Here is a 15,489-nt window from a genome sequence, read left to right as displayed (position 1 = left end):
GTCGCTCGTTCCCACGTCGAGGCGTCGAACCGTCCGCGTGGGAATGCAGCCCGGGACGCTCCGCGTCCCTGCCGAAGCGGACGCAGAGCGTCCATTGAGGCATTCCCACGCAGAGCGTGGGAACGATCACCTGCACTAACCAAGAACAATAAGATTGGGAGCCCGCCATGTCGGTCGATCCGCAACAACTGCTGCGCGAGCTGTTTGCCACAGCCATCGACGCGGCCCATCCGAACCAGGTCCTCGAAGCCCATCTGCCTGCCGATCGCAGCGGTCGCGTGATCGTCATCGGCGCCGGCAAGGCCGCCGCCGCCATGGCGCAAGTGGTCGAGCGATGCTGGGAAGGTGAAGTCTCGGGCCTTGTGGTGACCCGCTACGGTCACGGCGCCCCGTGCGAAAAAATCGAAGTGGTCGAAGCCGCGCATCCGGTGCCGGACGCTGCTGGCCTGGCCGTGGCCAAACGGGTGCTGGAACTGGTCAGCCACCTGACCGAAGACGACCGCGTGATTTTCCTGCTGTCCGGCGGTGGCTCTGCCCTGCTGGCGCTGCCGGCCGAAGGCATCACCCTGGCCGACAAACAGTCGATCAACAAAGCCCTGCTCAAATCCGGCGCGACCATCGGCGAGATGAACTGCGTGCGCAAGCACCTCTCGGCGATCAAGGGCGGACGCCTGGGCAAAGCTTGCTGGCCGGCGACTGTTTACACCTATGCGATTTCCGATGTACCGGGCGACCTCGCCACGGTCATCGCCTCCGGCCCGACCGTGGCCGACCCGAGCACCAGCGCCGAAGCGCTGGCGATCATCAAGCGCTACGGCATCGAGATTCCGGCATCGGTGCGCAGCTGGCTGCAAAGCCCGGAATCGGAAACCGTCAAACCCGGTGATCCGAGCCTGGCCCGCAGTCACTTCCAGTTGATCGCCCGCCCTCAACAATCGCTGGATGCCGCAGCGGTGAAATGCCGTCAGGCCGGTTTCAGCACACTGATCCTCGGCGACCTGGAAGGCGAATCCCGCGAAGTGGCGAAAGTCCACGCCGGCATCGCGCGCCAGATCATTCATCACGGCCAGCCGCTGGCGGCGCCGTGCGTGATCCTCTCCGGCGGCGAAACCACGGTGACCGTGCGCGGCAATGGCCGTGGCGGACGCAACGCCGAATTCCTCCTCAGCCTCACCGACAGCCTCAAGGGCCAGCCCGGCGTCTATGCGCTGGCCGGTGACACCGACGGCATCGACGGTTCGGAAGACAACGCCGGCGCGATCATGACCCCGGACAGCTACGCCCGCGCCGCCGCCCTGGGCCTGAGCGCCAGCGACGAGCTGGATAACAACAACGGTTACGGCTACTTCGAGGCGCTCGATGCGCTGATCGTCACCGAGCCGACCCGCACCAACGTCAACGACTTCCGCGCCATCCTGATCCTCGAGAGCTCTAAATCATGACGCCTGATAAAAAGGTCAAAATCCTCGCCACCCTCGGGCCTGCCGTCGACGGCATCGAAGACATCCGCGAGCTGGTCGAGGCCGGGGTCAACATCTTCCGCCTCAACTTCAGCCACGGCGATCACGCCGACCACGCCAAGCGCTATCAGTGGATCCGCGAAGTCGAGCGCCAGCTCAACTATCCGCTCGGGATCCTGATGGACCTGCAAGGGCCGAAACTGCGGGTCGGCAAGTTCGCTGACGGCAAGGTTCAGTTGCATCGCGGCCAGGCGTTCCGCCTTGATCTGGACGCAACACCGGGCGACGAACGCCGGGTGAACCTGCCGCATCCGGAGATCATCGCCGCGCTGGAAGCCGGGATGGACCTGCTGCTGGATGACGGCAAACTACGTCTGCGCGTCGTCACCAAATACACCGATGCGATCGACACCACCGTGCTCAATGGCGGCGAATTGTCGGATCGCAAAGGCGTGAACGTGCCGCAAGCGGTGCTCGACCTGAGCCCGTTGACCACCAAGGATCGCCGCGACTTGAGCTTCGGTCTGGAGCTGGGTGTGGACTGGGTCGCGCTGTCGTTCGTGCAGCGTCCGCAGGACATTATCGAAGCCCGCGCACTGATCGGCGACAAAGCGTTCCTGATGGCGAAGATCGAGAAGCCGTCGGCCGTGGAGCAACTGCGCGAAATCGCCGAACTGAGCGACGCGATCATGGTGGCTCGCGGTGATCTCGGCGTGGAAGTGCCGGCCGAGAGCGTGCCGCAAATCCAGAAAAACATCATCACCACATGCCGCCAACTCGGCAAACCGGTGGTGGTGGCGACGCAGATGCTCGAATCGATGCGCTTCTCCCCGGCGCCGACCCGCGCCGAAGTCACCGACGTTGCCAATGCCGTGGCCGAAGGTGCCGATGCGGTGATGCTGTCGGCCGAAACCGCGTCCGGCGAATACCCGCTGGAAGCCGTGCAGATGATGAGCAAGATCATCCGCCAGGTGGAGAACGGTCCGGATTACCAGACCCAACTCGACGTCAGCCGACCGAAAGCCGAAGCGACCGTGTCCGACGCGATCAGTTGCGCGATCCGTCGCATCAGCAACGTGCTGCCGGTGGCGGTACTGGTCAATTACAGCGAGTCCGGTGCATCGAGTCTGCGTGCGGCGCGGGAGCGGCCAAAGGCGCCGATCCTCAACCTGACACCGAACCTGCAGACCGCCCGCCGCTTGAGCGTGGCGTGGGGCATTCATTCGGTGGTCAATGATCGCCTGCGTCAGGTGGATGAGGTGTGCTCGACCGCGCTGGAAATCGCTCAGGCTCAAGGAATGGCCGAGCGTGGCGATACGTTGCTGATCACCGCGGGTGTGCCGTTTGGGCAACCGGGGTCGACTAATTCGCTGCGGATCGAAACATTGATTTAAGTAACACCTGTATGGCGAGGGAGCGTGCTCCCGTCGCTCGGCATGACGGTTTCCACAAGAGACACCGCATTCACCGGGTACGAGTTCCCTCGCCACAGCTTCAAGCAAGACCTTTTGATTTTCCAACTGCCCAGATTCTCCAGACATGCCTGCCAACCATTTCAACACCCACTGCCCCGACTGGGCCGAGGCCTTGCTCAACGGCTTCAGTCAAATCTTCCTCCAGCGCCATCCGCTGTGTGGACTCCTGTGCCTTTTGGCCATTTTATTCACCGCACCGGTGCTGTTCGCCGGCGCGCTGCTCGGCGCGGTCGCCGGTTTGCTCACCGCGCAACGCCGCAACTATGCCAAGGCGGATCGCCAGGCCGGACTGTTCAGCTACAACGGCGTGCTGGTCGGCCTGTTGCTGAGCCTGTATTTCCCCTGGTCGCCGATGCTGCCGCCGCTGATTCTGGCGGCCGGTGGTCTAAGCGCGATGATCACGCAGCAGTGGCTCAAACGCGCACGCCTCACTGAATACCTGCCCGCCTACACCGCGCCGTTCGTGTTGCTGAGCTGGGTGTTCCTGTGTTTCGCCGAGCCATCGACACCGTCTCCCGTGCTTGAACTGAACACCCTGAACCTGCTCGGTGCCGCCCTGAAAGGCTTTGGTCAGGTGATGTTCCTCGACCATCCGTTGGCCGGTGGATTGATCGCAGCCGGTTTGCTGATCGCCGATCGCCGAGCCTTCGCCTGGGCGCTGTCGGCTTCGGTGATTGGCCTCGGTTCCAGCCTGTTGCACCACGACAGCCAGGTCGCGCTGCTGGGCCTGGGCGGCTACAACGCGGTGCTCGCCGCCCTCGCCTTCAGCGCACAGCGCCAGCAACCGTGGTTGCCACTGTTCGGCATCGGCCTGGCGCTGTTGTTGACGCCACTGTTCAGCGCCCTGGGTCTGGCGACCCTCACGGCACCGTTCATTCTCGCCTGCTGGCTGCTGCGCACCGGCATTCGCCTGATGCGCCAACCGCAGATCAACGCCGCGCCTTGCGCTAACGGGGAGAATCAACCTAGGCTGCGCTGATCGATGGCCAAGGCGATTTGCATGAACGGTAACAACACGTGGCGTGATCGCCTGTACGTGATCATTTTCCAGACCGACACGGTGGCTGGCCGCCGTTTCGACAAGACCCTGCTGCTGATCATCTTCGCCAGTCTGGTGATCGTGATCCTCGACAGCATCGACGACGTCCACCAGAACTACGCCAATGTGCTGGCGTACATCGAATGGGGCTTCACGGTCATCTTCCTCGGCGAGTACCTGCTGCGCCTGTACTGCTCGCCCAAGCCGCTGCGCTACGCCTTCAGTTTCTACGGGCTAGTGGACTTGCTGGCGATCGTGCCCGGCATCCTCGCGCTGTATTACAGCGATGCCCAGTACCTGCTGATCATCCGGGTGATCCGGATGCTGCGGATCTTCCGTGTACTCAAGCTCGGCCCCTACCTGAAACAGGCGCATTACCTGCTCGATGCCCTGCGCGGCAGCAAGCAGAAAATCCTCGTGTTCCTGCTCAGCGTCTGCACCCTGGTCACGGTGTTCGGCACCTTGATGTACGTGGTCGAAGGCCCGGAGCACGGTTTCACCAGCATTCCCAAAGGCATCTATTGGGCTATCGTGACCCTGACCACCGTGGGTTACGGCGACATAGTGCCCAAGACCGTTCTCGGCCAGGTGATTTCGTCGCTGGTGATGGTGACTGGTTACTCGATCATCGCCGTGCCCACCGGGATTTTTACCGCTGAACTGGCCACGGCCATGCGCGGGGGTCAGTTGCAGCACGACTGCCCGGTGTGCACAAAAAACAGCCATGAACAGGAAGCGTCGTTCTGCTCCCGCTGTGGCAATGCGCTGTTCAAGAAAATGGAATAAGCAAAGTTCTTTTTAATCTTTAAGCGACTATGCGCGCCCCGCTATAGTCGCTGGCAAATGGCCTCATCTTTGTAAAGACACCCCCTACAGAACAAGGAATGCGCAGTGAAAAAACTCTTTGGCGCCTCACTTCTCGCCGCTGGTCTTGCCTTCGGTAGCGTGGCTCAAGCCGCACCGACCCTGCTCAACGTTTCCTACGACGTGATGCGCGATTTCTACAAGGACTACAACGCTGCGTTCCAGAAACACTGGCAGGCCGAACACAAAGAGAGCATCACCGTGCAGATGTCTTTCGGCGGTTCGAGCAAACAGGCGCGCTCGGTCATCGACGGCCTGCCGGCTGACGTCATCACCATGAACATGGCCACCGACATCAACGCCCTGGCGGACAACGGCCAACTGGTGCCGAAGGACTGGGTCACCCGTCTGCCGAACAACAGCGCGCCGTTCACTTCGGCCACCGTGTTCATCGTCCGCAAGGGCAACCCGAAAGCCCTGAAAGACTGGCCGGACCTGCTCAAGGACGGCGTGCAGGTGATCGTGCCGAACCCTAAAACCTCGGGCAACGGCCGCTACACCTACCTGTCGGCGTGGGGCTATGTGCTGAAAAACGGCGGTGACGAGAACAAGGCGAAAGACTTCGTCGGCAAGCTGTTCAAGCAAGCGCCAGTGCTGGACACCGGTGGCCGCGCCGCGACTACCACGTTCATGACCAACCAGATCGGCGACGTGCTGGTGACCTTCGAGAACGAAGCCGAAATGATCGCCCGCGAATTCGGCCGCGACCAGTTCGAAGTCATCTACCCAAGCGTCTCCGCCGAAGCCGAGCCGCCGGTGTCGGTGGTCGACAAAGTCGTCGAGAAGAAAGGCTCTCGCGCCGCTGCCGAGGAATACCTGAAGTACCTGTGGTCGCCGGAAGGCCAGGAGATCGCCGCCGCCAACTACCTGCGTCCACGTGACCCGGCGGTATTGGCCAAGTACACCGACCGCTTCCCGAAAGTCGACTTCCTGTCGGTCGAGAAGACCTTCGGCGACTGGCGCACCGTGCAGAAGACCCACTTCAACGATGGCGGGATCTTCGACCAGATCTACAGCGGCCAGTAAGGCGTGAGCTGAAATGAAAAAGGCGACCTGAAGAGGTCGCCTTTTTTATGCGTTCACATCGGCGGTTTCACGCCATCCTTGCCGGCCGAGATCGATTGCGCGGTCAACGTGCCGTCCGCACTCTGGGTGACGAAGGTGACGATCTTCACGCCAACCTTGAGCAGGCTGCGATCGCCGGGCGCCAGGTTGACGATCGGCACATCCTCCGGCACCAGGATCTTCTGCTGGCCGCCCTTGTAGTTGACGGTCAGCACCCGGCCGTTGCTCACCACCAGATCGCCGACGCTGCCATTGGTCATGCTGCTGCCCTTGGCCAGGTCGAACGGCCGATGGCCATCGCCGCTGCCGGCCAGCTCCGGCGGGAAGACATGCACCTCCAGCGCCTTGAGCGTCCCATCCTCCTGGGGAATGGCTGCCGAGCCAATGTAACTGCCGGGCTTGATGTCTTCGATATTGGCCAGGGTAACCGCGCGGACCTTGGTGTCCGGGGTCAACTGAACCACCACGTTTTCACCGCTGTTGACGTGAACCTTGAGCGACTCGGGGCTGACCCCGGTGATTTCGCCGCGCACGCCAATGCGCATCCCCGGGGCGTCACCGGCGTAGACGCTGCCGGCGCTGAGCACGCCGATCAATGCAAGAGTCGTGGTGTGGCGAAGCAGCTGACGAAACATCGCAATCCTCCGGTTGTTTGCAGGTGGAAATCCACTGACAACATAAGCACGCTATCGAACAAGATGTAAGTGAATGTATCATCGCCCCTCCCCGGTCGGACGCAAGGTTCGCCGATGGACGACACCTCACCGGCCGCCACCTATTCCGCAACGGAATAACTGATATCGATCCAAGGCTTCTACCGCCGGCCCGGTTCGTCCCTTAGCCTCACCGCATTCCTTTTCGCTGGATCGAGAAACCCTATGACCGCCACAACTCACGCAATGACCCGAGGCATGGTGCTGCTGTTCGCTTTCTGCTGCGGCGCCATCGTTGCCAACATCTACTACGCCCAGCCGATCATCGGCCTGATTGCCCCGGACATCGGCCTGACCGACACCATGGCCAGTTTCATCGTGTCGCTGACCCAGATCGGTTATGCGCTGGGCCTGTTCTTCCTGGTGCCGCTGGCGGATCTGCTGGAAAACCGCCGCTTGATGATCATCACCACGGTGGTGGCGATTGCCAGTCTGCTCGGGGCGGCGTTCACCGATCAGCCCAATGTGTTCCTGCTGATTTCGTTGCTGGTGGGTTTCAGTTCGGTGTCGGTGCAGGTGCTGGTGCCCTTGGCGGCGCACCTGGCGCCGGAGGAATCTCGCGGACGTGTCGTCGGCGGAATCATGGGCGGCCTGCTGTTGGGCATTCTGCTGGCGCGTCCGGTGTCGAGCGTAGTCGCCGACCATTTCGGCTGGCGGGCGATGTTCATGATCGCGGCAGGGTTGATGGCGGCAATCAGCGTCGTCCTGGCGTTGACCGTGCCCAAGCGCCAACCGGATCACAGCGCTTCCTACGGCCAGTTGCTCGGATCGTTGTGGACACTGCTGCGCAAGCAACCGGTGCTGCGTCAGCGGGCGTTCTACCAGGCCTGCATGTTCGCCACCTTCAGCTTGTTCTGGACCGCCGTGCCACTGGAACTGGCGCGCAACCATGGCCTGTCCCAGAGTGAAATCGCGATCTTCGCCCTGGTCGGCGCCATCGGTGCGATTGCCGCGCCGATCAGCGGACGCCTGGCCGACGCCGGCCACACTCGCGTCGCCTCGCTGCTGGCCATGCTGTTCGCCAGCCTGAGCTTCCTGCCCGCCTTCATCCACCCGGCCTACAGCGTGATAGGCCTGGCCGTGACCGGCGTCGTGCTCGACTTCTGCGTGCAAATGAACATGGTACTCGGCCAGCGCGCGGTCTACTCCCTCGACGCCAAAAGCCGCGGTCGCCTCAACGCGCTGTACATGACCAGCATCTTCATCGGCGGTGCCTTCGGCTCATCGATCGCCAGCGCGGTGTATGAACACGGCGGCTGGCTGTGGATCGTGATCGTCGGCAGCGTGTTCCCGTTACTGGCGCTGGTGCGGTTCTTGAGTGTTTCGCAAAAGGGTGTTTTGGCAACGGCATAAATCAACGCAAGCAATCCGCATTACACTCGGCATCTTCAAACAATTAATGGCTGCCCGAGCCGCAGCCTGCCCCAAGGAGTTGCCATGACCCGTCGTACCTTCCTCATCACCGGCGCCAGCAAGGGTATCGGGCGGGCGCTGGCCGAGCATCTGGATCGGGCCGGGCATCGGGTGGTGGGGATTGCCCGCCAGCCGGACCTGAGCTTTCCGGGGATCCTGTTTCCGCTGGACCTGAGTGATCGCAAGCTCGCCGGTGAAGTGCTGGCGGATCTGGCGCGCACTTATGAGTTCGACGGACTGGTGAACAATGTCGGGCTGGTGCGGCCGCAAGCGTTGGGGGATATCGATCTCGATGCGTTCGACGATGTGATGCGGGTCAACCTGCATTCGGCCTTGCAGGCGACTCAGGCGTTGTTGCCGGGCATGCGCACGCGCGGCTGGGGTCGGGTGGTGAACATTTCCAGCCTGACCGTGCTCGGTATCGCTCAGCGCACCGCGTATGCGGCGGCGAAAGCGGCGCTGGTCAGTTTCACGCGCTCGTGGGCGCTGGAACTGGCGCAGACCGGGATTACCGTCAACGCCGTCGCGCCGGGGCCGACCGAGACCGAACTGTTTCGCGCCAACAACCCGCCGGGCAGCGAAGGAGAAGCGCGGTATCTGGCCGGGGTGCCGATGGGCCGTCTCGGGCAACCGGAAGAGATCGCTTCGGCCATTGCCTTTCTGTTGTCCGAGCAAAGCGGATTCATCACCGGGCAGACCTTGTTTGTCGACGGCGGCGCCTCGGTGGGCAAAGCCGCGTTCTGATCACTGGCACAAGGACACCCGATGGACCGCCTCGCCGCCATGGAAACCTTTGTCTACGTCGTGGAAACCGGCTCGTTTTCCGCTGCCGCCCGGCGGCTGAATATCGGTCAGCCGGCCGTGTCGAAAACCATCGCCCAACTCGAAACCCGACTCGCCGTGCGCCTGCTGTTGCGTTCGACCCGAGGCCTGACGCCGACCGAAGCCGGGCTGGCGTTTTTCGAACGGGCCAAACGCACCCTCGAAGAAGCCGACGAGGCCGACAATGCAGCTCGCGGCGCCGCCAGCGGCCTGAGTGGCAACCTGCGCATCAGCACCGCCGTCACCTTCGGCCGGATGCATGTGGTTCCACACCTGGGGCCGTTCCTCGATCAACACCCGCAGCTCAATGTCGACCTGCTGCTCGACGACCAGAACATCAACCTCGTGGAAGAAGGCATCGATGTTGCCCTGCGCCTGGGCCCGCTCAGCGACTCCGGCCTGACCGTACGCAAGATCGCCGAATGCCGGCGCGTCGTGCTGGGCACTCCGGCCTACTTCGCCAGTCACGGTGAACCCGCCTGCCCTGCCGATCTGACTCAACATCGCGCCGTCATCTACAACCGTGGCGGTGGCGCGACCTGGCATTTCAACAAGGATGGCGAAGAACAGTCCGTGACCGTCAATGGCCGCCTGCGCGTCAGTGCTGCCGAAGGTTTGCGTGAGGCGGTTCTCGCCCATCAGGGCCTGGGGCTGGGCTCGGAGTGGATGTTTGCGCCGGAACTGGCCAGTGGCGCAGTGAAGGCTGTCATGAGCGATTGGGTGTTGCCGAAGCAGGAGTTGTGGGCGGTGTTTCCGACGGGACGGATGGCCAGCGCAAAGGCACGGGCGTTTGTTGAATATGTGCAGGGGGTGTTGGCGGAAATGTCGTAAAACCAGCACTCGTTTCGTTTATTGCGATTTTCGCTTATTTCGAATAACGTTCCGGCATTCCTCATTCCCAAAGCCGGACTCGCCATGTCCCCTCGATCAGCCTCCCTGTAGAACGCGAAGTAAAAGCCGCCATTGAAGGGCAGCGCGCTCTGGCTGCTTACCTCGCGACCCATTTCGAGACTCAGCACATCCAGATTTTCGACGAGCGGAACGAAGCTCATCGCGTCGAACTTCCCACCTCGGCCCTGCGCCTGCTGATCGACATTCTGGCGGAGCTGGCAGCCGGCAACGCGGTCCAGGTCGTTCCGGTGCATGCCGAATTGACGACCCAGGAAGCCGCCGACCTGCTCAACGTCTCACGTCCACACCTCATAAAACTGCTGGAAAGCGGCGAGTTGTCCTACCACAAAACAGGCAAGCACCGACGTGTGCGCTTTGCCGATCTGATGGACTATAAGAACCGGCGCACCACCGCCAGCGAGCAGGCAATGGCGCTTCTCGCAGAGCAAGCTCAGGCGTTAAGGACAGGATACGAGTGAGGCATTCCTCTTTCACTGCTGTATACGATGCATGTGTCTTGTACCCCGCCCCCTTGAGAGATTTTCTGATGTGGCTTGCGCTCTCAGGACGATTTCGGGCGCGATGGACCCAGGAGATTCACTGCGAATAGAAACGCAATCTGCTGAAGAACCGCCCTGACCTGACGATGGAACAGCTGGATCGTACGTCCGGCCTGATGGATCAAGCGATACCCGACGCCTGTGTCCATGACTATGAGGACCTGATTACCGGCCTCACCTTGCCCGACTGCGATGATCGTCATGTTCTGGCAGCGGCCATCCGCTGCGGCGCAAGTGTGATAGTGTGATAGTGTGATAGTGTGATAGTGACCTTCAACCAGAAAGACTTTCCATGCAAAACGCTGGAGCCTTTCGGCATCGAAGCGCAACATCCGGACGAGTTCGTCGATAACCTCTTTGGGCTTGATCCTGCAGCTGTGGTTGCTGCGGCCCAAAAGCAGCGTCGGCAGCTGAAAATGCCTGCCATGGACGTCGAAACCTTTCTTGATCTACTGCAACGACAAGGCCTGGTTAAGTCGGTCCAGGCACTCAGCGGCTATCACGTGATTCTTTGAAAGTTCATTACCCCACACAGCAAAACGGCGATCCAAAGATCGCCGTTTTTCATTATTCCCCGAACTGCTTGCCCAGCCCCGCCGGTACGCCGTGGATGTTGGTGTCCTCCCACGGTCCGTTCGGGCTGATCGAGCGGCTCCAGCCGTTGTTCCAGCGGTAGTAGGTGCGCTGGCGGTAGAAGGTGTTGGTCTGATCGTCGAGAACATAGACGCCCAGCTTCTGATCCCAGTGGCTATTGCCGCCCGGTGGCGGGGCGAAGCTGGCGGAGGTGCGTGGGGCCGGTTTCGCGGGTTTGGCCGGGATGCCCGGTTTGCCCGGCGTCGGGGTGGTCGACGGGGTCGGGCCGGGTTGTGATGGCGGAATCGGCGGCAGCCTTGTGGTCGGCTCCGGTCGTTGCACCGCACATGCGCTCAAGCCCAGGGCCAGTGTGAGGACTGTGATTCGGGCGATGGCGTTCATGGCGGTGCTTTCCTGTTGGTTCCGGCTATTTGTCCGGGCTGTCGATGGTCAGTTTTTGTGGCGCGGTGGTGCTGCTGGCCAGAGGCCCGCTGCGGCCGACCCACTCACCGGCGGTCGGTTGACCGGCTCGGGAGATGCGCGCAACCAGTTGGACTTCGGGGAAGTTCGACAGTTTCAATTGCGGCATCATTGCGTCGGCATCGCCCAGTTCGACAGTCACCGGCAGGTCGGCGACGGTCAGTCGCTTGGCGGCCAACGGTGCTGGAGGGCCAGACACTGCACGGGCGAAGATGAACACGCTGTCACCCGGTTGCACCTTGCCCTTGAGCTCGGCGGCCAGATCGACGCTGACCTTGAGCAGCGCGGTTTTCGCGACCGGAGCCTGGGCGACCTTACCGCCGCTGGCCTCAAGTTTTTCAGTGGCGCGGGCGATGCCGCCTTGCAGAGGCTCACGGGATTTGTCTTCCGGCGGCAGTTGCGCCAGCAGACGGTTCCAGTAATCGATGGCTTGCTGATAGCGCTCGCCTTCGAACGCGGCGATGCCCAATAGGCCGAGGCTGGTGACTTCTTTCGGATCAGCCTTCAGTGCTTCGTCGGTCAAGGCCTGAATCTTGTCCGACCACTTCTTGCCATCGGCGAAGTACTGCGCCTGCGCCCACTGGCCGAGCAGTTCCGGTTGACGACCGGCCAGGTTGGCGGCGCGTTCGAACATCTTCGCCGCGTCTGCCGGACGATCCTGAGCCATGTAGGTACGACCGAGGAAGTACAGGCCTTCGGCGGAATCCGGTTGCGCGGCCACGGCGCGTTCCAGACGCTGGGTCATCTCTTCCATCGACTGCGGCGCCTGGGCGAATTCCCGGGTCAGTTCGACTTTGTCGGCGGCACCAAAATGCATATAGAGGCCCAGGCCCAACACCGGCACCAGCACGGCCGCCAGCAGCGGCAATGGTTTGCCCAGACGCGAAACCCGCGCCGGCGCCACGCCCTCTGTGTCGGCCAGCAGTTCCCGCGCCGCTTCGGCACGGCCGCTGTCCATTTGCGCGGCATCGAGAACGCCCTCGGCCTGCTGCGATTGCAGCTCGGCGACACGTTCCTGATACAGCGCGACGTTCAGGGCAGTCCGATCCTCTTCACGCTGAGCGCGACGTTCACGCAGAACGGGGATCAGCAGAAAACTCAGGGCGACCAGAAGCAACAGCCCTGCGGCAAGCCAGAAATCAATCATTCTTGGTTTTATCCAACAGTTGGTCGAGGCGCTGACGCTCTTCAGGGGACAGCGATTGCGGAGTCTCGGCACGTTGCCCGCGACGGCGGCGGACGATCACGGCGATGACGACAAAACCGCCGAGCAACAATCCGGCCGGGCCAAACCACAGCAGCGCGGTCTTGGCATTGAGCGCCGGTTTGTAGCGTACGAAATCACCGTAGCGGTCGACCATGAAGTCGATGATCTGCTGATTGTCCTTGCCCTCGCCGAGCATGCGGAAAATCTCTTTGCGCAGGTCGGCGGCAATCGGCGCGTTGGAATCGGCGATGTCCTGGTTCTGGCATTTGGGGCAACGCAGTTCCTTGGTCAACTCACGGAAACGCTCGCGATCGCCTTCTTTGGCGAACTCGTAGGTGTCGATGGCGGCGTGAGCCACACCGGCCAGGCTCAAGCCCAACACCATGGCGGCTAAAAAGCGCTTCATGGCTTGGCCTCGTCAACCAGCGCCTGATACTTGGCCGCCAGTTTTTCCCGCCAGACCTGCTCGTCGATCACCCCGACGTACTTGTCGCGGATGATGCCCTTGGCGTCGATGAAGAAGGTTTCCGGTGCGCCGTAGACACCGAGGTTCAGGCCCAGGGAGCCTTCGTCGTCGCGGATGTCCAGTTGATACGGATTGTGGAATTCGGCCAGCCACTTCAACGCATCGGCGTTGGTGTCCTTGTAGTTGATGCCGTAGATCACCACGCCGCGCTCGGCGAGTTTGTTCAGCACCGGGTGCTCGACCCGGCAGGAAATGCACCAGGTGCCCCAGACGTTGACCAGCGCCGGTTTGCCGAGAATGTCAGCTTTGGTCAGGGTCTTGTCGCCCTGCACCGCCGGCAGGGAAAACTCCGGGAACGGTTTGTTGATCATCGCCGACGGCAGCTCCGCCGGATCCAGGTACAGACCGCGATAAAGGAATACGGCCACCAGCAGGAAAATCGCCAATGGCACCAGCATCAACCAACGTCTCATGCAGCGGCTCCTTCCATGCCCAGCGCTTCACGCACCTTGGCTTTGACCTTGACCCGGTAGCGCCGATCCAGCGCTGCGAGCAAACCACCGAAACCGGTCAGCAGGCCGCCGAACCAGATCCAGCGCACAAACGGTTTGACGTGTACCCGCACTGCCCAGGCGCCATCGCCCAGCGGTTCACCCAGTGCGACGTAGAGGTCGCGGGTGAAACCGGCGTCGATCCCGGCTTCGGTCATCATCGAACTCTGCACGGTGTACAGGCGCTTTTCCGGGTGCAGCACGCTGATTTCCCGGCCATCGCGGATCACCCGGATAGTGCCTTTGTCGGAGGTGAAGTTCGGGCCTTCAAAATGTTTGGCGCCTTCGAACACGAACTGATAACCGGCCAGTTCCATCGACTCGCCCGGCGCCAGACGCAGGTCGCGTTCGGCACTGTTCTGGCTCGACAACACCACGCCCAGGGCGCAGACGGCGATCCCGAGGTGAGCGAGTTGCATGCCCCAGTAGCTGCGGGTCAGAGTTGGCAGACCTTTGATCAGGCCTTTGTGGCGGGTCTTGTCGAAGATGTCGCGCACGCCGGCCAGCAACACCCAGGCCGCGAGCAGGAACGTCGCCAGCACCGCCCAGTTGAAATCGCCATAGGCAACGCCGGCCACCACGGCCAGCGCCACGCTGCCCAGCAGCACCGGAGTGAGCATGCTGACCAGCCATTTAACCGGCGTGTCTTTCCAGCGCACGATCACACCGACCGCCATCACCACCATCAGCAAGGCCATCAACGGAATGAACAGCGCGTTGAAATACGGCGGGCCAACCGACAACTTGGCGCCGCTGATGGCATCGAGAATCAGCGGGTACAGCGTGCCCAACAGGATCATCGACGCGGCCACCACCAGCACCAGGTTGTTGCCCAGCAGCAGGGTTTCCCGCGACCACAGGTTGAAACCGACCTGGCTCTTGACCACCGGGGCGCGCAAGGCAAACAGCGTCAGCGAACCACCGACCACGAACAACAGGAAGATCAGGATGAACACGCCGCGCTCCGGATCGGAGGCAAACGCGTGCACCGAGGTCAGTACGCCGGAACGCACAAGGAACGTCCCGAGCAGGCTCAGGGAGAAGGCGGCAATCGCCAGCAGTACTGTCCAACTCTTGAACACGCCACGTTTTTCCGTGACCGCCAGCGAGTGAATCAGCGCCGTGCCCACCAGCCAAGGCATGAAGGAGGCGTTTTCCACCGGGTCCCAGAACCACCAGCCGCCCCAGCCGAGTTCGTAGTAAGCCCACCACGAACCGAGGGTGATGCCGATGCCGAGAAAGGCCCAGGCGACAATCGTCCACGGACGCGACCAGCGCGCCCACGCCGCATCGAGACGACCGCCGAGCAGTGCGGCGATGGCGAACGCAAACGCCACCGAGAAACCGACATAGCCCATGTACAGCATCGGCGGGTGAACGATCAGGCCGATATCCTGCAGCAACGGATTGAGGTCACGACCGTCGGCCGGGATCTGCGGCAGGATTCGCGAAAACGGGTTGGAGGTGAGGATCAGGAACAACAGGAAACCGGTGCTGATCATGCCCATCACCGCCAGCACGCGAGCAAGCATGACTTGCGGCAACTGCCGGGAGAACACCGACACCGCGAAGGTCCAGCCCCCGAGGATCAAGGCCCACAGCAGCAACGAACCTTCGTGGGCGCCCCACACCGCGCTGAACTTGTAGTACCACGGCAGCGCACTGTTGGAGTTCATCGCGACGTAAGCCACGGAGAAATCGTCGGTCATGAACGCGTAGGTCAGGACGCCGAAGGCGAACAACAGAAACGCGAACTGCCCCCACGCGGCTGGCTGGGCGAGGCCCATCCACAGACGGTCGCCGCGCCAGGCACCGAGCAACGGCACCACGGCCTGCACCAGCGCGAAACACAGCGCCAGGATCATGGCCAGATGGCCCAACTCAGGAATGAAAATGCTGGATGTCATCGA

Annotated in this window: 15 protein-coding genes and 1 pseudogene; 10 read left to right on the top strand and 6 right to left on the bottom strand. The window is 62.1% G+C overall.

Going from position 1 to position 15,489, the window contains the following annotated elements; all coding sequences use genetic code 11:
• Positions 1-167: 167 nt before the first annotated feature.
• The 5 genes from IF199_RS08315 (at position 168) to IF199_RS08295 (ending at position 5,864) form a co-directional block, all read left to right on the top strand.
• Positions 168-1,442, top strand: coding sequence for a glycerate kinase type-2 family protein (locus IF199_RS08315; protein ID WP_096822136.1), 1,275 nt, complete (start codon positions 168-170; stop codon positions 1,440-1,442).
• On the top strand, positions 1,439-2,854 hold the full coding sequence (gene pyk / locus IF199_RS08310; RefSeq protein WP_096822137.1) for a pyruvate kinase: 1,416 nt from the start codon (positions 1,439-1,441) through the stop codon (positions 2,852-2,854). The genes IF199_RS08315 and pyk overlap by 4 nt, the downstream gene beginning before the upstream one ends.
• A gap of 145 nt (positions 2,855-2,999) precedes the next feature.
• Positions 3,000-3,914, top strand: a complete 915-nt coding sequence (locus IF199_RS08305) for an urea transporter (RefSeq protein WP_192560109.1) — start codon at positions 3,000-3,002, stop codon at positions 3,912-3,914.
• Between the two features lie 21 nt (positions 3,915-3,935).
• A complete protein-coding gene (locus tag IF199_RS08300) occupies positions 3,936-4,760 on the top strand; it encodes an ion transporter (protein WP_102620358.1) in 825 nt (274 codons plus the stop codon).
• 105 nt (positions 4,761-4,865) lie between these two features.
• A complete protein-coding gene (locus IF199_RS08295; protein WP_102620357.1) occupies positions 4,866-5,864 on the top strand; it encodes a sulfate ABC transporter substrate-binding protein in 999 nt (332 codons plus the stop codon).
• Between the two features lie 53 nt (positions 5,865-5,917).
• On the opposite strand, the gene IF199_RS08290 is transcribed toward IF199_RS08295, so the two are convergent.
• Complete coding sequence (locus IF199_RS08290; RefSeq protein WP_096822141.1) at positions 5,918-6,538, bottom strand: DUF5666 domain-containing protein; 621 nt, start codon at positions 6,536-6,538, stop codon at positions 5,918-5,920.
• 243 nt (positions 6,539-6,781) lie between these two features.
• Between IF199_RS08290 and IF199_RS08285 the strand changes: the two genes are divergently transcribed.
• The 5 genes and pseudogenes from IF199_RS08285 to IF199_RS08265 all read left to right on the top strand — a co-directional run bounded on the left by IF199_RS08285 (position 6,782) and on the right by IF199_RS08265 (position 10,817).
• Positions 6,782-7,969: an MFS transporter gene (locus IF199_RS08285; RefSeq protein ID WP_096822142.1), complete on the top strand. Its 1,188-nt coding sequence runs from the start codon at positions 6,782-6,784 to the stop codon at positions 7,967-7,969.
• An 84-nt stretch (positions 7,970-8,053) separates the two neighbouring features.
• Positions 8,054-8,773 (top strand): SDR family oxidoreductase, encoded by a 720-nt coding sequence (locus IF199_RS08280; RefSeq protein ID WP_192560108.1) that lies wholly within the window; start codon positions 8,054-8,056, stop codon positions 8,771-8,773.
• A gap of 21 nt (positions 8,774-8,794) precedes the next feature.
• Positions 8,795-9,682: a LysR family transcriptional regulator gene (locus tag IF199_RS08275; RefSeq protein WP_192560107.1), complete on the top strand. Its 888-nt coding sequence runs from the start codon at positions 8,795-8,797 to the stop codon at positions 9,680-9,682.
• 56 nt (positions 9,683-9,738) lie between these two features.
• Positions 9,739-10,221 carry a helix-turn-helix domain-containing protein gene (locus tag IF199_RS08270; protein WP_192560916.1) on the top strand — a complete coding sequence of 161 codons (483 nt, stop codon included), beginning with the start codon at positions 9,739-9,741 and terminating at the stop codon, positions 10,219-10,221.
• Positions 10,218-10,817, top strand: a pseudogene (locus IF199_RS08265) (PIN domain-containing protein). The gene IF199_RS08270 and the pseudogene IF199_RS08265 overlap by 4 nt, the downstream one beginning before the upstream one ends.
• 52 nt (positions 10,818-10,869) lie before the next feature.
• On the opposite strand, the gene IF199_RS08260 reads toward IF199_RS08265, so the two are convergent.
• Genes IF199_RS08260 through IF199_RS08240 form a run of 5 tightly spaced genes read right to left on the bottom strand, consistent with a single transcriptional unit; the run spans position 10,870 to position 15,486 of the window.
• Entirely contained in the window at positions 10,870-11,277 is a 408-nt protein-coding gene (locus IF199_RS08260; RefSeq protein ID WP_192560106.1) for a hypothetical protein, read from the bottom strand.
• A 25-nt stretch (positions 11,278-11,302) separates the two neighbouring features.
• Positions 11,303-12,502 carry a c-type cytochrome biogenesis protein CcmI gene (gene ccmI, locus IF199_RS08255; RefSeq protein WP_102620351.1) on the bottom strand — a complete coding sequence of 400 codons (1,200 nt, stop codon included), beginning with the start codon at positions 12,500-12,502 and terminating at the stop codon, positions 11,303-11,305.
• Positions 12,495-12,968, bottom strand: coding sequence for a cytochrome c-type biogenesis protein (locus IF199_RS08250; protein WP_192560105.1), 474 nt, complete (start codon positions 12,966-12,968; stop codon positions 12,495-12,497). The genes ccmI and IF199_RS08250 overlap by 8 nt, the downstream gene beginning before the upstream one ends.
• Entirely contained in the window at positions 12,965-13,501 is a 537-nt protein-coding gene (locus IF199_RS08245) for a DsbE family thiol:disulfide interchange protein (RefSeq protein ID WP_007959246.1), read from the bottom strand. Before IF199_RS08245 ends, IF199_RS08250 begins: the two co-directional genes overlap by 4 nt.
• Positions 13,498-15,486: a heme lyase CcmF/NrfE family subunit gene (locus tag IF199_RS08240; protein WP_102620350.1), complete on the bottom strand. Its 1,989-nt coding sequence runs from the start codon at positions 15,484-15,486 to the stop codon at positions 13,498-13,500. Before IF199_RS08240 ends, IF199_RS08245 begins: the two co-directional genes overlap by 4 nt.
• Positions 15,487-15,489: the final 3 nt, after the last annotated feature.

The organism is Pseudomonas allokribbensis (assembly GCF_014863605.1).
Lineage (GTDB): Bacteria > Pseudomonadota > Gammaproteobacteria > Pseudomonadales > Pseudomonadaceae > Aquipseudomonas > Aquipseudomonas allokribbensis.
This window is presented reverse-complemented; position numbering and strand designations above follow the sequence as displayed.

Excerpts from the sequence above, each read along its gene's own strand:
- IF199_RS08315 (WP_096822136.1), top strand. The coding sequence starts at position 168 with ATGTCGGTCGATCCGCAACAACTGCTGCGCGAGCTGTTTGCCACAGCC.
- pyk (WP_096822137.1), top strand. The coding sequence starts at position 1,439 with ATGACGCCTGATAAAAAGGTCAAAATCCTCGCCACCCTCGGGCCTGCC.
- IF199_RS08305 (WP_192560109.1), top strand. The coding sequence starts at position 3,000 with ATGCCTGCCAACCATTTCAACACCCACTGCCCCGACTGGGCCGAGGCC.
- IF199_RS08300 (WP_102620358.1), top strand. The coding sequence starts at position 3,936 with ATGAACGGTAACAACACGTGGCGTGATCGCCTGTACGTGATCATTTTC.
- IF199_RS08290 (WP_096822141.1), bottom strand. The coding sequence starts at position 6,538 with ATGTTTCGTCAGCTGCTTCGCCACACCACGACTCTTGCATTGATCGGC.
- IF199_RS08285 (WP_096822142.1), top strand. The coding sequence starts at position 6,782 with ATGACCGCCACAACTCACGCAATGACCCGAGGCATGGTGCTGCTGTTC.
- IF199_RS08280 (WP_192560108.1), top strand. The coding sequence starts at position 8,054 with ATGACCCGTCGTACCTTCCTCATCACCGGCGCCAGCAAGGGTATCGGG.
- IF199_RS08275 (WP_192560107.1), top strand. The coding sequence starts at position 8,795 with ATGGACCGCCTCGCCGCCATGGAAACCTTTGTCTACGTCGTGGAAACC.
- IF199_RS08260 (WP_192560106.1), bottom strand. The coding sequence starts at position 11,277 with ATGAACGCCATCGCCCGAATCACAGTCCTCACACTGGCCCTGGGCTTG.
- ccmI (WP_102620351.1), bottom strand. The coding sequence starts at position 12,502 with ATGATTGATTTCTGGCTTGCCGCAGGGCTGTTGCTTCTGGTCGCCCTG.
- IF199_RS08250 (WP_192560105.1), bottom strand. The coding sequence starts at position 12,968 with ATGAAGCGCTTTTTAGCCGCCATGGTGTTGGGCTTGAGCCTGGCCGGT.
- IF199_RS08245 (WP_007959246.1), bottom strand. The coding sequence starts at position 13,501 with ATGAGACGTTGGTTGATGCTGGTGCCATTGGCGATTTTCCTGCTGGTG.
- IF199_RS08240 (WP_102620350.1), bottom strand. The coding sequence starts at position 15,486 with ATGACATCCAGCATTTTCATTCCTGAGTTGGGCCATCTGGCCATGATC.